Below are 15501 nucleotides of genomic sequence, written 5' to 3' on the forward strand. Positions count from 1 at the left end.
CTATTATAGCTTTATTTCGATATCTACACCAGCAGGTAAGTTTAATCTCATTAATGCATCAACAGTTTTTGGTGATGGATTAACGATGTCGATTAATCTCTTGTGTGTTCTGATTTCGAATTGTTCTCTTGAATCTTTGTACTTATGAACAGCTCTTAATATAGTAACAACATCTTTTTCAGTAGGTAGTGGTACTGGACCTGCAACCTTAGCTCCTGTTGATTTAGCTGTTTCAACGATTTTTTCAGCAGATTGATCTAATATAGTGTGATCAAAAGCCTTTAATCTGATTCTTATTTTTTGTTTTGACATTCTGGTTTCCCTCCTTTTCATGTACGCTTTACTTCTAACGCACAACAGCAATAGTTATGTAAACTGTTCCTGGTGTTTCACGCCTAAGAACACAAATTACTATTCCTGCCGTCGGATTCTAGATCCTGACTTGCTCCTCAAGAATAACCCGGAAGTCCGGCAACCTCTTGATTCATCGCGTTATGCTACACAACTTCTTTATTATACTATCTTTATAAATCTTTATCAAGACTTTTTTTTCATCTTTTTTTAACCATTTTTTATAAAAATTTTTTAAGTTTTTAGAAGTAATCCTGTCGTTCAACTGTTATAATTTTATATCGAATTTAAAAATTTTTCAATAGTATATTTGATGAAATTTTAGTTTCTATTGCCTTATATTATATATATTTAACCAAATTATTGTATTATAAACATTTTTTATGCTTATTTTTAGTTTCTATATACATAATTTTCAAACTACGTTATGTATTCTTATCATATATAATAATAAAAACAATTAATATTCTTCTATTTTAATAATATACATTCTATTTATACTTTATATATTTTAAAAAACTTCATTACTTTACTTCTATCCTTTTATTTCTTTTATAATTATTAAAATTTATTTTTTTATTTAGATATACTTCTAAACTAAAAAAGGAATTAATTATTACTAAATATTAATAAACAAAAAAAAGAAAGAGTAAAGGCGTCCCCTTACTCTTTCTATTTTTGTGATCACAATTATTAAGCGCTTTAATTTAAAATTTATATTTAAAAAGAATTTAAAACTTAAATTGAAAAGTTTAAAACTATTCGATTATAGAAGTAACAACTCCTGAACCTACAGTTCTTCCACCTTCTCTGATAGCGAATCTTAAACCTTCATCCATAGCTACTTGAGTGATTAACTCAACGTTCATATCGATGTGGTCTCCAGGCATAACCATTTCCATTCCTTCTGGTAATTTGATTGATCCTGTAACGTCTGTTGTTCTGAAGTAGAATTGTGGTCTGTATCCATCGAAGAATGGAGTATGTCTACCACCTTCATCTTTCTTAAGTACGTATACTTGACCTACGAACTTGCTGTGTGGATTTACTGATCCAACTTTTGCTAAAACTTGACCTCTTTCGATTTCAGTTCTTTGAACACCTCTTAATAATGCTCCGATGTTATCTCCAGCTTGTGCTTCATCTAATAACTTTCTGAACATTTCGATTCCTGTAACAACAACTTTTCTCTTTTCTTCTGTTAATCCAACGATTTCTACTTCGTCTGATACGTGAAGAACTCCTCTTTCAACTCTTCCTGTTGCAACTGTTCCTCTACCAGTGATTGTAAATACGTCTTCGATTGGCATTAAGAATGGCTTATCTGTTGCTCTTTCTGGAGTTGGGATATAGCTATCTACTGCGTTCATTAATTCCATGATGCAAGCTGTTGCTTCTGGATCTGTTGGGTTTTCTAATGCTCTTAAAGCTGATCCTTTGATTACTGGAATGTCATCTCCTGGGAAGTTGTATTCAGATAATAATTCTCTAACTTCCATTTCAACTAATTCTAATAATTCTTCATCGTCAACCATATCTGCTTTGTTTAAGAAAACAACGATGTAGTCAACACCAACTCTTGAAGCTAGTAGTATGTGCTCTCTTGTTTGAGGCATTGGACCATCTGCAGCTGAACAAACTAATATAGCACCGTCCATTTGAGCCGCACCAGTGATCATGTTCTTAACGTAGTCAGCATGTCCTGGACAGTCAACGTGAGCGTAGTGTCTGCTTTCTGTTTCGTATTCAACGTGAGCTGTGTTGATTGTGATTCCTCTTTCTTTTTCTTCTGGAGCTCTATCGATATCAGCATAGTTGAACGCTTCTGCGAACCCTCTGTTTGCTAATACTGTTGTGATAGCAGCTGTTAATGTAGTCTTACCGTGGTCTACGTGACCGATTGTTCCGATATTTACGTGTGGTTTACTTCTTTCGAACTTTTGCTTTGCCATTTAAAAATCCTCCTTTATGGAAACAAACTTTTTTTTGAATTTTAAGTATATTATAAAATTCTAAATTTGTTCTTTATTATAAATTTAAATTATTTTTTAATTAATTAATATATATATTAATTTCTGCAATGCTACCCATAAATATATTATGGATAACATTACAAAAAATTATTACAAAATTATAAACTATTTAGCTCTCTTTCCAGCAACTTCTTCTTGGATGCTCTTTGGTACTTCTTCATAGTGATCGAATACCATTGAGTAGTTACCTCTACCTTGAGATCTAGATCTTAAAGCTGTAGCATATCCGAACATTTCAGCTAGTGGAACGTATGCTCTTATAACTTGAGCTCCGTTAACAGCTTCCATTCCTTCCATTCTACCTCTTCTAGAGTTGATATCACCGATAACATCTCCCATGTACTCTTCTGGTACAGTTACTTCAACCTTCATCATTGGCTCAAGTAATACTGGGCTTGCTTTTTGCATAGCGTTCTTGAATGCCATAGAACCAGCAATCTTGAATGCCATTTCTGATGAATCGACTTCGTGGTAAGAACCGTGTACTAACTTAACTTTGAAGTTAATAACTTCGTATCCAGCTATTATACCGTTCTTAGCAGCTTCTTGAATACCAGCATCAATTGCAGGAATGTATTCTTTTGGAATAGCTCCCCCAACGATAGCATTTTCAAAGCTGTATTCTCCTTCAGTTGGTTCCATTTCAATTACAGCGTGACCGTATTGACCCTTACCACCTGATTGCTTAGCATACTTAGCTTCTGCTTTAACAGCAGATCTGATAGTTTCTTTGTAAGCAACTTGAGGAGCTCCAACGTTACACTCAACTTTGAATTCTCTTTGTAATCTATCAACGATGATATCTAAGTGTAATTCACCCATACCAGCGATGATTGTTTGACCAGTTTCTTGGTCAGTCCAAGTTTTGAAAGTTGGATCTTCTTCAGCTAGCTTAGCTAAAGCTAATCCCATCTTTTCTTGACCAGCTTTTGTCTTTGGCTCGATAGCTACAGATATAACTGGTTCTGGGAATTCCATTGATTCAAGTATAATTGGTGCGCTTTCATCACATAAAGTATCACCAGTTGTAGTGTTCTTTAATCCGATAACTGCTCCTAATTCACCTGCTTCTAATGATTCAACTTCTTCTCTTGTGTTAGCGTGCATCTTAACAAGTCTTCCTATTCTTTCCTTCTTACCCTTTGTAGAGTTAAGAACATATGAACCACTGTTCATAACACCAGAATAGATTCTTGTGAAAGCAAGTTTACCAACGAATGGGTCAGTTGCGATCTTGAATGCTAAAGCTGACATTGGAGCTTCATCTGAAGCTTCTCTTGAATCTTCTTCTCCTTCTAAGCTTGTTCCTTGGATTGCAGGAATGTCTAATGGTGATGGTAAGTAAGCAACAACACCGTTGATCATTTCTTGAACCCCTTTGTTCTTGTATGAAGAACCACAGATACATGGAACTATTTCGTTAGCTATTGTAGCTTTTCTTAAAGCAGCGTGTAACTCTTCTTCAGTTAATTCTTCACCTTCAAGGTATTTTTCCATTAACGTTTCATCAGTTTCAGCGATTGCTTCAATCATAGCCATTCTGTATTCTTCAGCTTGATCAGCTAAATCTGCAGGAATTTCTTCAATTCTTACATCTGTACCTAAATCATCATAAGTTATGATAGCGTGGTTAGCTATTAAGTCAATCATACCCTTGAATTCTGATTCAGAACCTACTGGTATTTGTATTGGAACTGCATTAGCCTTTAATCTATCTCTTACAGTGTTTATACATCTGTAGAAGTCAGCTCCTGTAGCATCCATCTTATTAACATATATCATTCTTGGTACGCCGTACTTATCTGCCTGTCTCCAAACAGTTTCAGTTTGTGGTTCAACCCCACTCTTAGCATCTAGAACTGTAACAGCTCCGTCAAGAACTCTTAAAGATCTTTCAACTTCAACTGTGAAGTCTACGTGACCTGGAGTATCGATGATATTTAATTCGTGACCTTCCCAGAAACAAGTTGTTGCAGCAGAAGTGATTGTTATACCTCTTTCTTGCTCTTGAACCATCCAGTCCATTTGTGAAGCACCTTCATGTGTTTCACCGATTTTGTGAGTTTTTCCCGTATAGAATAATATTCTCTCAGTTGTTGTTGTTTTACCAGCATCAATATGAGCCATTATTCCGAAGTTACGGAATTTGTCTAATGGATATTTTCTAGCCATTGTATGTCCTCCTCTCAATGAGTAATTTTATATTCGACAAAACTGTTTTGGCATAAGCCAAAACAGTTTTTGTAATATTAGTATCTGTAGTGAGCGAATGCTTTGTTTGCTTCTGCCATTTTGTGAGTATCTTCTCTCTTCTTAACAGCAGCTCCAGTATTATTAGCTGCATCTAATAATTCTCCAGCTAATCTTTCAGCCATAACTTTTTCGCCTCTTTTTCTAGCAGCAGCTAATATCCATCTTAAACCTAAAGTTTGTCTTCTCTCAGGTCTAACTTCGATTGGAACTTGGTAGTTAGCACCACCTATTCTTCTAGCTTTAACTTCTAATAAAGGCATAACATTGTTCATAGCTTCTTCGAATACTTCTAAAGCATCTTTGCCTGTTTTTTGCGCCATAATTTCAAACGCTTCGTAGCAAATCTTTTGTGCTACTCCTTTTTTACCATCTTCCATTACGTTGTTTATTAACTTAGTAACAACTTTTGAGTTGTACATTGGATCTGGTAATACATCTCTTTTTGCGATAAATCCTTTTCTTGGCACTTTTCTTCCCTCCTTAACAATTTTAAATTTAATTCATAGGTACTCGGTAATTTTTAATTACCGTAAAGTGCTTCGCTTCTTACATCTATATAAACTTATGTAAAATTTCTAGTCTATGTAAATGCCGAAGATAAGCACTGTCTTAGTTTAGAAAACTATTTTTGCTTTGGTCTCTTAGCACCGTATTTAGATCTTCCTTGCATTCTGTTAGCTACTCCAGCACAGTCTAGTGCTCCTCTTACGATATGGTATCTAACACCAGGAAGGTCCTTAACTCTACCACCTCTTATAAGAACAACGCTGTGCTCTTGTAAGTTGTGACCTACACCACCGATGTAAGCAGTAACTTCGAATCCATTTGTAAGTCTTACTCTCGCAATTTTTCTTAACGCTGAGTTAGGCTTCTTTGGAGTAGTAGTTTTAACAACTGTACAAACTCCTCTTCTTTGTGGACACTCGTTTAGTGCTGGTGCTGTTGATTTGTTAACAACAGTCTTTCTACCTTTTCTTACTAATTGGCTTATAGTTGGCATTTCTTCACCTCCTGAAATTTATTTATCTATATAAAATAAGATAAACACTAATTTATTATTCTAGGGTCAATACCGCTGATGATTTAACATCAATTCCGCTTATTTTCCCAAGTTCCTTCATTGTAGTTATCTCTACAATATCAATGTTTTTCTCTTTTGCTAGTTGAATTATTGGAGAAATCAACTTAGCATTTGCATCTTTAGCTACATATAAAACTTTGCCTTCACCACTTTTCAGCAATTTAGTACATTGTTTTATTCCAATTACTTTTTTTACTACAATTCTGTCTAACATGAATCCCCCTCCTTAATTAAAGTTCATAGAGGCATGCTATACAGGATGCCTCCATAAATCATGTAGACAATCATACTGTAGTGTAGCTTTAAAATCACACAATTCGTATTTTATCATTTAAGCATACACATGTCAATAAAATTGCATTGTATTATTCTATTGTATCAATATTATCTTCTTCAGCTTCTTCCCCTGGTACATCAAGCTTCACAGATCTATATCTCATCATACCTGTTCCAGCTGGAATTAACTTACCTATAATAACATTTTCTTTCAATCCTATTAATGGATCAATTTTACCTTTGATAGCTGCTTCTGTAAGAACTCTTGTTGTTTCTTGGAATGAAGCTGCTGATAAGAAACTATCAGTTGCTAGAGCTGCTTTTGTTATACCTAATAACGCCATTTCACCCTTAGCTTCTTCTCCACCAAATTCTCTTACTCTTGAATTTTCTTCTTCAAAGTCAAACATATCTATCATTGTACCTGGTAATAACTCTGTATCTCCAGAATCAGAAACTTTTACTTTTCTAGTCATTTGTCTAACAACTACTTCTAAGTGCTTATCATTAATATCAACACCTTGAAGTCTATAAACTTTTTGAACTTCAGAAAGTAAGTATCTTCTAGCACCTTCAACACCCTTAATATTCATTATATCATGAGGGTTAACTGAACCTTCTGTAATTTCATCTCCTGCTTCGATAACATCATTATCGGATACTCTTAATCTTGAACCAAATGGAATGTCATAGCTACGTTCTTCTCCGTCAGCTCCCATTACATATACAGTCTTTTTCTTTTTAGTTTCTTCAACTCTTACAGTACCTGCAATTTCAGAAACTATAGCAAGACCCTTTGGTTTTCTAGCTTCAAATAATTCTTCAACTCTAGGAAGACCTTGAGTGATATCCGCACCTGTAGCAACACCACCAGTATGGAATGTTCTCATTGTAAGCTGAGTACCTGGTTCTCCGATTGATTGAGCAGCTATTATACCAACAGCTTCTCCTATATTAATCTTTTGAGCTGTAGCCATGTTCATACCATAACACTTAGCACAAACACCTACTTTACAGTTACAAGTGAAGACAGATCTTATTTTAACCTTCTTAACTCCTGCAGCTGTAATTCTATCAGCCATATGAGATTCAATATATTGATCTTTTGCTAATAATAATTCACCGCTTTCAGGATCAATAATATCCTCTGCAGTATATCTTCCGTATAATCTTTCTGCTAATCCTTCGATTACTTCGTTACCTTCTTTAATTTCAGCAACAATTAATCCTCTATCAGTACCACAGTCTTCTTCTCTTACGATAACGTCTTGTGATACGTCAACAAGTCTTCTTGTTAAGTAACCTGAATCGGCAGTCTTAAGTGCTGTATCTGCATTACCTTTTCTCGCACCGTGTGTTGAAATGAAGTATTCTAATACGTCAAGACCTTCTCTGAATGAAGCCTTGATTGGTAATTCGATGATTTTACCTGATGGAGCCGCCATAAGTCCTCTCATACCAGCTAATTGCTTGATTTGGGCCTTAGATCCTCTGGCTCCTGAGTCAGCCATCATGAATATTGGGTTGAATTTATCCAAGCTATCCATTAGGGCATTGGCAACATCTTCTGTAGTTTTACTCCATTTTTCAATAACTTTTTCATATCTTTCATCTTCAGATATGAATCCTCTCTTATACATCTTTTCTACCTTTTCAACTGTTTCTTCAGCTTCTCTAAGTAATTCATACTTAGCTTCAGGTACTATCATATCTGATGCAGCAACTGTTACAGCACCGATAGATGAATAGTGGTATCCTAATGCTTTGATCTTATCTAACATTATTGATGTATTAGTAGGACCGTGTTTTATATAACACTTATCTATTAATTTACCTAAAGTCTTCTTAGTTATTAAGAAATCAACTTCAAGATCAAATTCTGTTTCTGGATTTTCTCTATTAACATATCCTAAGTCTTGAGGAATAGATTCATTGAATATAATTTTACCTACTGTAGTTTTAATTACACCGTGCTTAACTACTCCATCTACTTCTTTAAACATTCTAACGTTAATTGCAGCATGAATAGCAATTTCTCCAACATTGTAAGCCATTATAGCTTCATCAACTGATGAGAAACACATTCCTTCTCCCTTAGCGTTTTCCTTATCCATTGTTAAATAATATGATCCTAAAACCATATCCTGTGTTGGTACACATACTGGCTTACCATCTGAAGGTTTCATAATATTATTAGCTGCAAGCATTAAGAATCTTGCTTCTGCTTGTGCTTCAACAGATAAAGGTACGTGAACAGCCATTTGGTCACCGTCGAAATCGGCGTTATATGCTGTACATACTAATGGGTGAAGTTTTATTGCTCTACCTTCAACTAATACAGGTTGGAATGCTTGAATTCCTAGTCTATGTAGAGTAGGTGCTCTGTTAAGTAAAACTGGATGATCAGTAATAACTTCTTCAAGTATATCCCATACTTGATCATTAACTCTTTCAACCATTCTCTTAGCACTCTTTATGTTGTGAGCAACACCATCTTCAACTAACTTTTTCATTACGAAAGGCTTGAATAACTCTAAAGCCATTTCTTTTGGTAAACCACATTGGTACATTTTTAATTCTGGTCCAACAACGATAACTGATCTACCAGAATAGTCAACTCTCTTACCAAGTAAGTTTTGTCTGAATCTACCTTGCTTACCTTTTAACATATCAGATAATGATTTTAAAGGTCTATTACCTGGTCCTGTAACCGGTCTTCCTCTTCTACCATTATCTATAAGAGCATCAACAGCTTCTTGAAGCATTCTCTTTTCATTTCTAACAATTATATCAGGAGCTCCTAAATCTAAAAGCTTCTTTAATCTGTTATTTCTGTTAATTACTCTTCTATATAAATCATTTAAGTCAGATGTTGCAAATCTTCCTCCATCTAATTGAACCATTGGTCTTAAATCTGGTGGAATAACAGGAATTACGTTTATAACCATCCATCTTGGATCATTTGCTGATTTTCTGAAAGATTCAACTACTTCTAATCTTCTTATGATTCTTACTTTCTTTTGACCACTACTAGTCTTTAACTCTTCTTTTAAGTCTCTTGAAGTTGCTTCTAAGTCTATTTCTCCTAAGATCTCTTGAACAGCTTCTGCACCCATTCCAGCTACGAAACTTTCTTCTCCAAACTTATCTACAGCTTCTCTATATTCTTTTTCACTTAAAAGTTGTTTCTTTAATAGTGATGTTTCCTTAGGGTCTATAACTACATATGAAGCAAAGTAAAGAACTTTTTCTAAAGCTCTTGGTGACATATCTAAAAGTAATCCCATTCTTGATGGAATTCCTTTAAAGTACCAAATATGAGATACTGGGGCAGCCAGTTCAATATGCCCCATTCTCTCTCTTCTTACTTTAGCTTTTGTAACTTCAACTCCACATCTGTCACAAACAATACCTTTGTATCTAACTCTCTTGTATTTACCACAATGACATTCCCAGTCTTTCATTGGTCCAAATATTCTTTCACAGAATAGACCATCTCTTTCTGGCTTTAAAGTTCTATAATTAATTGTTTCAGGTTTCTTAACTTCACCTCTAGACCATTCTCTAATTTGGCTTGGAGAAGCTAAACCAATTTGTATAGCATCAAAATTGTTCAATTCAAACAAGGGTATATCCTCCCTTCAATTTTAGTGTTCGTCATTAACGAAATCATCTAATTCTAATTCTTCTTCATGGAAACCTTCTAAAGTAAATGATTCATAATCTATATCTTCTTCAATTTCCTCATCATTAGTTGTGTAACTATCATCACCTGTGAATTGTTCTGGAACAACTTCTTCAGTTCCTTCGATATTTACTTCTAATTCTTCAGAATCATCATCTGAGAATTCTTTTAATTTAACTTCTTCGTTATCTTCATTTAAAACTTTAACATCTAAGCATAAAGCTTGAAGTTCTTTTATAAGAACCTTAAATGATTCTGGAACTCCTGGTTCAGGGATATTTTCACCCTTAACTATTGCTTCGTATGTCTTAACTCTACCTACAACGTCATCTGACTTAACTGTTAAGATTTCTTGTAATGTATGAGCTGCACCGTAAGCTTCTAATGCCCAAACTTCCATTTCTCCGAATCTTTGACCACCAAATTGAGCTTTACCTCCAAGTGGTTGTTGAGTAACTAGTGAGTATGGACCTGTTGATCTAGCATGGATCTTATCATCAACTAAGTGAGCAAGCTTTAAGATATACATTATACCAACTGTAACTTCATTATCAAATGGTTCTCCAGTTCTTCCATCGTATAATACAGTCTTTCCGTTTGCATTGTATCCAGCTTTTTCTAAACATTCTTCAATGTTCTTTTCTGTTGCACCATCAAATACAGGTGTTGCAATGTGCCATCCTAATGCACTTGCAGCCCAACCTAAGTGAACTTCTAATACCTGACCGATGTTCATACGTGATGGAACCCCTAGTGGATTTAAACAAATTTGTAGTGGTCTACCATCTGGTAAGAATGGCATATCTTCTTCTGGTAAAACTCTAGAAATAACCCCTTTGTTACCATGACGTCCTGCCATCTTATCCCCAACAGATATTTTTCTCTTTTGAGCTATATAACATCTTACAAGTTCGTTAACACCTGGATTTAAGTCATCGCCGTTTTCTCTTGTAAATACTTTTACGTCAACGATAATACCAGCTTCTCCATGTGGAACTCTTAAAGAAGTATCTCTAACTTCTCTAGCTTTTTCTCCAAATATAGCTCTTAATAATCTTTCTTCAGCTGTTAATTCAGTTTCTCCCTTTGGTGTAACTTTACCTACAAGTACATCTCCTGATCTAACTTCAGCCCCGATTCTGATTATTCCTCTTTCATCTATATCCTTAAGAGCATCTTCACTTACGTTTGGAATATCTCTTGTTATTTCTTCTGGTCCTAGCTTAGTATCTCTAGCTTCACATTCATATTCTTCAATATGAATAGAAGTAAATACGTCTTCTCTTACTAATTCTTCAGAGATAAGCATAGCATCCTCGTAGTTATAACCTTCCCATGTGATGAATCCCATTCTGATATTCTTTCCTAATGCGATTTCTCCAAGGTCAGTTGCTGGTCCATCAGCTAAAACTTGGTTCTTAAATACAATTTCACCCTTATCAACTAAAGGTCTTTGGTTGATACAAGTACCCGGGTTACTTCTCTTGAATTTAAGTAATTTATATGTGTCAATTCCTCCATCAACGTCTCTCTTAACTCTGATTTCTGAAGAGCTTACATATACAACAGTACCTGAATTTTTAGCTTTAGGTAATACTCCTGAATCAGCTGCTGCTCTATACTCTATTCCTGTACCAACTATAGGTGCTTGTGGCTTTAATAGTGGAACTGCTTGACGTTGCATGTTTGCTCCCATAAGTGCTCTAGATGCATCATCATTTTCAAGGAAAGGTATCATCGCTGTTGCAACTGAAACTATTTGTCTTGGTGAAACGTCTATTAAATCTACGTCTTTAGCATTAACTTGTAATATGTCATGCTTATGTCTAACAGTAACTCTACTGTCAACGAATCTTCCATCTTCACCAATAGGTTCCTTTGCTTGTGCAATTAAGTATAAATCTTCTTCATCAGCTGTGAAGTATCTTATTTCATCTGTAGCTTTTCCTGTTTCTTTATCAATAACTCTATATGGAGTTTCTATAAATCCATATTCATTAACTTTTGCATATGTTGCAAGTGAGTTGATTAATCCTATATTTGGTCCTTCTGGAGTTTCTATAGGACACATTCTACCGTAATGTGAGTGGTGAACGTCTCTTACTTCGAAACCAGCTCTTTCTCTTGAAAGTCCTCCTGGTCCTAATGCAGATAATCTTCTCTTATGTGTTAATTCTGAAAGTGGATTCGTTTGATCCATGAATTGTGATAATTGTGAACTACCAAAGAATTCTTTTATAGCTGCAGCTACTGGTCTAATGTTTATTAACATTTGAGGAGTAATTGCCTCTTGGTCTTGAATAGTCATTCTTTCTTTAACTACTCTTTCCATTCTTGATAAACCAATTCTGAATTGATTTTGTAGTAATTCACCTACAGATCTTAATCTTCTATTACCTAAATGGTCTATATCATCAGTATATCCAACACCATAAGCTAATCCTAACTCGTAGCTTATTGTTGCAAATATATCATCTCTTACAATATGCTTAGGTATTAATCTAGTTATGTTCTTTTTAACTTCTTCTTTTATAGATTGTTCATCATCATAGTTTTCTAGGATTTCCATTAAAGTAGGATAATGAACAGCCTCTCTTATGTTTAAATCACTAACATCAAAAGGTAAAACTTTTTCTAAATCAACGAAATGATTTCCTATTACTCTTAATACTTTATCTTCTACTAAAATATCAACAGAGTTTATCCCTGCATTTTGTATGTTAGAGGCCATAGCTCTGCTTATTTTTTCACCTTGTTCAACCATTATTTCTCCAGTTGAAGGGTTTATAATATCAGTTGCTGCTATTTGATTTATTAATCTAAGATTAATAGCTAATTTTTTGTTAAATTTATATCTACCAACTCTTGATAAATCATATCTTTTTGCATCAAAGAATAAAGAGTCAATTAAAGATACAGCACTATCAACTGTTGGTGGTTCACCTGGTCTTAATCTCTTGTAAATCTCAAGTAAAGCTTCTTCCTTAGTTTTAGTGTTATCTTTTTCTATTGTTGCTTTAAATCTTTCTTCTTCACCAAAATAGTCTAAAAGCTCTTGGTCACTTCCATAACCCATAGCTCTAGCTAAAATTGTAATTGGTAATTTTCTAGTCTTATCAATTCTAACATAAATAACATCATTAGAATCTGTTTCATATTCTAACCATGCACCTCTGTTAGGAATAACAGTTGATGAAAATAGCTTTTTACCACTCTTATCAACAGTATTACTATAGTAAACACCTGGAGATCTAACTAACTGACTTACTATAACTCTTTCAGCACCGTTAATAATAAAAGTTCCTTGTTCAGTCATTAATGGGAAATCGCCCATAAACACTTCTTGTTCTTTTATTTCTCCTGTTTCATTGTTTGTCAGTCTTACTGACACTTTTAGTGGAGCCGCGTAAGTACAATCTCTTTCTTTACACTCTTCCACTGAGTACTTAATATTATCCATATCAAGTTTATAGTCTACAAACTCAAGTACTAGATTACCAGTAAAGTTTGAAATAGGGTTTACGTCATCAAATACTTCTAATAACCCTTCTCTTAAAAACCACTCGTAAGAATCTAATTGTACCTCGATTAAGTTTGGCATTTCGGTTACATCTTTAACCTTAGCAAAGCTCATTCTAGTTCTTTTTCCGACTTGGACAGGATGTACCATGAATTTTCACCCCTTGTTTAAAGTAAAATAACCAAAAGCATAATTTCCCTAAGGACCTATGCTTTCGGAGAGCATCACGTTATAGTATAACCACTTTTTTACTGATTATACTCATTTTCGCAAGAATATATAATTATCCATAATGAATAGTACATTTTATGATAGTAACATATCAATTTTTCTTTGTCAATACTTTTATATACATACATTTTATTTGTATTTTATCAATATAATAGTATTTTCAAATTATAGTTTTTTATTCCATAAAAAACTATTTAGGCAATAAAAAAGGTGCTATAAAGCACCTTTTTTATATTAAGTTAAGAAATTACTTAACTTCTACTTCAGCTCCAACTTCAGCTAATTTAGCTTTCATGTCTTCAGCTTCTTCTTTAGAAACAGCTTCTTTTAATGTCTTAGGAGCTCCGTCAACTATTTCTTTAGCTTCCTTTAATCCTAATCCAGTTATTTCTCTAACAACTTTGATAACTTTGATCTTGTTAGCACCAGCGTTAGCTAATACTACGTCGAACTCAGTCTTTTCTTCTGCTGCAGCACCTGCAACAGCTCCACCAGCAACAGCAACTGGAGCAGCAGCGCTAACACCAAACTCCTCTTCGCAAGCAGTTACTAATTCGTTTAATTCTAAAACAGTCATTTCTTTTATAGCTTGAATGATTTCTTCTCTTGTCATTTTAATTGCACCTCCAAAATTTTTATCAGTTTATTATTCAGCTGACTCTGATTCTTTTTTTTCTTTAATTGCATTTAATAAGTATGCAAGGTTTGATAATGGAGCTTTGAAGCTTCCAAGAAGTTTTGCAATAAGAACTTCTTTTGATGGGATTGTTGCAAGTTTTTCAACTCCAGCCTTGTCATAAACAATACCGTCAACAACACCTGCTTTTAACTCTAACTTCTTGTGGTCCTTAGCGAAGTTATTTAATACTCTAGCAGGAGCAGTAGCATCTTCGTATCCGAATGCTATAGAAACTGGTCCTTCTAAATATTGTTCTAAATCACTTAAACCTAATTCGTTAGCTGCTAATGTTACTAATGAGTTTTTGTAAACTTTATATTCAACACCAGCTTCTCTTAAGCTCTTTCTTAACATTGTATCTTCTTCAACTGTTAAACCTTGGTAATTAGCTAATGCTATACCTTGAGCTTTTTCTAACTTCTCTTTAATTTCAGCTACTTTAGCTTCTTTAATTTGTCTGTTCTTCTTTATCACTGTGTGTCCACCTCCTCACAGTTATTAACTGTAATATATATTAAGAAAGGTCTTCCCATAGACATAGGAAGACCAAATAAACAATCACTTATCTAGTTATCCTAGGCAGGCGATTACTTTAAACCTTACGGCACCTACTGTCTACGGAAACAGTATTCTCTTTTTTCACAACGAAATTTATTATACTATGCAAATTTCACTATGTCAATATTAATCTAAAACTTTTGTTGGGTTAATTTTAGCTCCAGGTCCCATTGTGCTTGAAACAGATACTGATTTAACGTATTGTCCCTTAGCAGCAGCTGGTTTAGCCTTAACTAAAGCATCCATTAAAGCATGGAAGTTTTGTTGTAATTTTTCAACTCCAAATGAAGCTTTTCCGATTGGGCAGTGAACGATAGCAGTTTTATCAACTCTATATTCAACCTTACCAGCTTTGATGTCAGCTATAGCTTTAGCAACATCAAATGTAACTGTTCCTGATTTTGGGTTTGGCATTAATCCCTTAGGTCCTAAAACTCTACCTAATCTACCAACAACACCCATCATATCTGGTGTAGCTACTACTACATCGTAATCGAACCAGTTTTCACCTTGGATCTTTTGAACTAATTCTTCAGCTCCAACGAAATCTGCTCCTGCTTCTTGAGCTTCTGTTGCTTTAGCACCTTTAGCGAATACTAAAACTTTAACAGTCTTACCAGTTCCGTTTGGAAGAACAACAGCTCCTCTAACTTGTTGGTCAGCGTGTCTTGGGTCTACCCCTAATCTTACGTGTAATTCGATTGTTTCATCGAACTTAGCTTTTGCAGTTTTTACAGCTAAATCTAATGCTTCAGCTGGTGTGTATAAAACGTTCTTATCAACTAATTTTGAACTTTCAACATATTTCTTTCCCATTGTTATGCCTCCTTCGTG

At 34.5% G+C, this 15501-nt stretch carries 11 protein-coding genes and 1 other annotated feature; all 11 genes read right to left on the reverse strand.

Annotated elements, in window-relative coordinates; genetic code table 11:
- Positions 1-3: 3 nt before the first annotated feature.
- The gene (gene rpsJ, locus HCG76_RS07035) at positions 4-312 is read right to left on the reverse strand and encodes a 30S ribosomal protein S10 (protein ID WP_021876938.1); all 309 of its coding nucleotides are present in this window, start codon (positions 310-312) and stop codon (positions 4-6) included.
- Positions 313-1109: 797 nt separating this feature from the next.
- Positions 1110-2303 carry an elongation factor Tu gene (gene tuf / locus HCG76_RS07040; protein ID WP_133017125.1) on the reverse strand — a complete coding sequence of 398 codons (1194 nt, stop codon included), beginning with the start codon at positions 2301-2303 and terminating at the stop codon, positions 1110-1112.
- Between the two features lie 186 nt (positions 2304-2489).
- Positions 2490-4556: an elongation factor G gene (gene fusA / locus HCG76_RS07045; protein ID WP_221699465.1), complete on the reverse strand. Its 2067-nt coding sequence runs from the start codon at positions 4554-4556 to the stop codon at positions 2490-2492.
- A gap of 77 nt (positions 4557-4633) precedes the next feature.
- Entirely contained in the window at positions 4634-5104 is a 471-nt protein-coding gene (rpsG, locus tag HCG76_RS07050; protein ID WP_032117019.1) for a 30S ribosomal protein S7, read from the reverse strand.
- A gap of 155 nt (positions 5105-5259) precedes the next feature.
- The gene (rpsL, locus tag HCG76_RS07055) at positions 5260-5637 is read right to left on the reverse strand and encodes a 30S ribosomal protein S12 (RefSeq protein ID WP_133016968.1); all 378 of its coding nucleotides are present in this window, start codon (positions 5635-5637) and stop codon (positions 5260-5262) included.
- Positions 5638-5692: 55 nt separating this feature from the next.
- Positions 5693-5932: a ribosomal L7Ae/L30e/S12e/Gadd45 family protein gene (locus HCG76_RS07060; protein ID WP_221699464.1), complete on the reverse strand. Its 240-nt coding sequence runs from the start codon at positions 5930-5932 to the stop codon at positions 5693-5695.
- 151 nt (positions 5933-6083) lie between these two features.
- The gene (gene rpoC, locus HCG76_RS07065) at positions 6084-9620 is read right to left on the reverse strand and encodes a DNA-directed RNA polymerase subunit beta' (RefSeq protein ID WP_221699463.1); all 3537 of its coding nucleotides are present in this window, start codon (positions 9618-9620) and stop codon (positions 6084-6086) included.
- Positions 9621-9641: 21 nt separating this feature from the next.
- Positions 9642-13349 (reverse strand): DNA-directed RNA polymerase subunit beta, encoded by a 3708-nt coding sequence (rpoB, locus tag HCG76_RS07070; protein ID WP_221699462.1) that lies wholly within the window; start codon positions 13347-13349, stop codon positions 9642-9644.
- Positions 13350-13677: 328 nt separating this feature from the next.
- Complete coding sequence (gene rplL / locus HCG76_RS07075; protein ID WP_005212821.1) at positions 13678-14043, reverse strand: 50S ribosomal protein L7/L12; 366 nt, start codon at positions 14041-14043, stop codon at positions 13678-13680.
- Positions 14044-14076: 33 nt separating this feature from the next.
- Entirely contained in the window at positions 14077-14580 is a 504-nt protein-coding gene (gene rplJ, locus HCG76_RS07080; protein ID WP_221699540.1) for a 50S ribosomal protein L10, read from the reverse strand.
- Positions 14581-14616: 36 nt separating this feature from the next.
- Positions 14617-14748: a sequence feature (ribosomal protein L10 leader region), on the reverse strand.
- A gap of 45 nt (positions 14749-14793) precedes the next feature.
- Entirely contained in the window at positions 14794-15483 is a 690-nt protein-coding gene (gene rplA, locus HCG76_RS07085; protein ID WP_133017083.1) for a 50S ribosomal protein L1, read from the reverse strand.
- Between the last annotated feature and the right edge of the window lie 18 nt (positions 15484-15501).

Origin of the sequence: Clostridium sp. K13 (assembly GCF_019734195.1) — a bacterium.
In the GTDB taxonomy this organism is placed as follows: domain Bacteria; phylum Bacillota; class Clostridia; order Clostridiales; family Clostridiaceae; genus Clostridium.

What these genes read in the sequence shown, in the direction of transcription:
- rpsJ (WP_021876938.1), bottom strand. Translation starts at nt 312, where the DNA reads ATGTCAAAACAAAAAATAAGAATCAGATTAAAGGCTTTTGATCACACT.
- tuf (WP_133017125.1), bottom strand. Translation starts at nt 2,303, where the DNA reads ATGGCAAAGCAAAAGTTCGAAAGAAGTAAACCACACGTAAATATCGGA.
- fusA (WP_221699465.1), bottom strand. Translation starts at nt 4,556, where the DNA reads ATGGCTAGAAAATATCCATTAGACAAATTCCGTAACTTCGGAATAATG.
- rpsL (WP_133016968.1), bottom strand. Translation starts at nt 5,637, where the DNA reads ATGCCAACTATAAGCCAATTAGTAAGAAAAGGTAGAAAGACTGTTGTT.
- HCG76_RS07060 (WP_221699464.1), bottom strand. Translation starts at nt 5,932, where the DNA reads ATGTTAGACAGAATTGTAGTAAAAAAAGTAATTGGAATAAAACAATGT.
- rpoB (WP_221699462.1), bottom strand. Translation starts at nt 13,349, where the DNA reads ATGGTACATCCTGTCCAAGTCGGAAAAAGAACTAGAATGAGCTTTGCT.
- rplL (WP_005212821.1), bottom strand. Translation starts at nt 14,043, where the DNA reads ATGACAAGAGAAGAAATCATTCAAGCTATAAAAGAAATGACTGTTTTA.
- rplA (WP_133017083.1), bottom strand. Translation starts at nt 15,483, where the DNA reads ATGGGAAAGAAATATGTTGAAAGTTCAAAATTAGTTGATAAGAACGTT.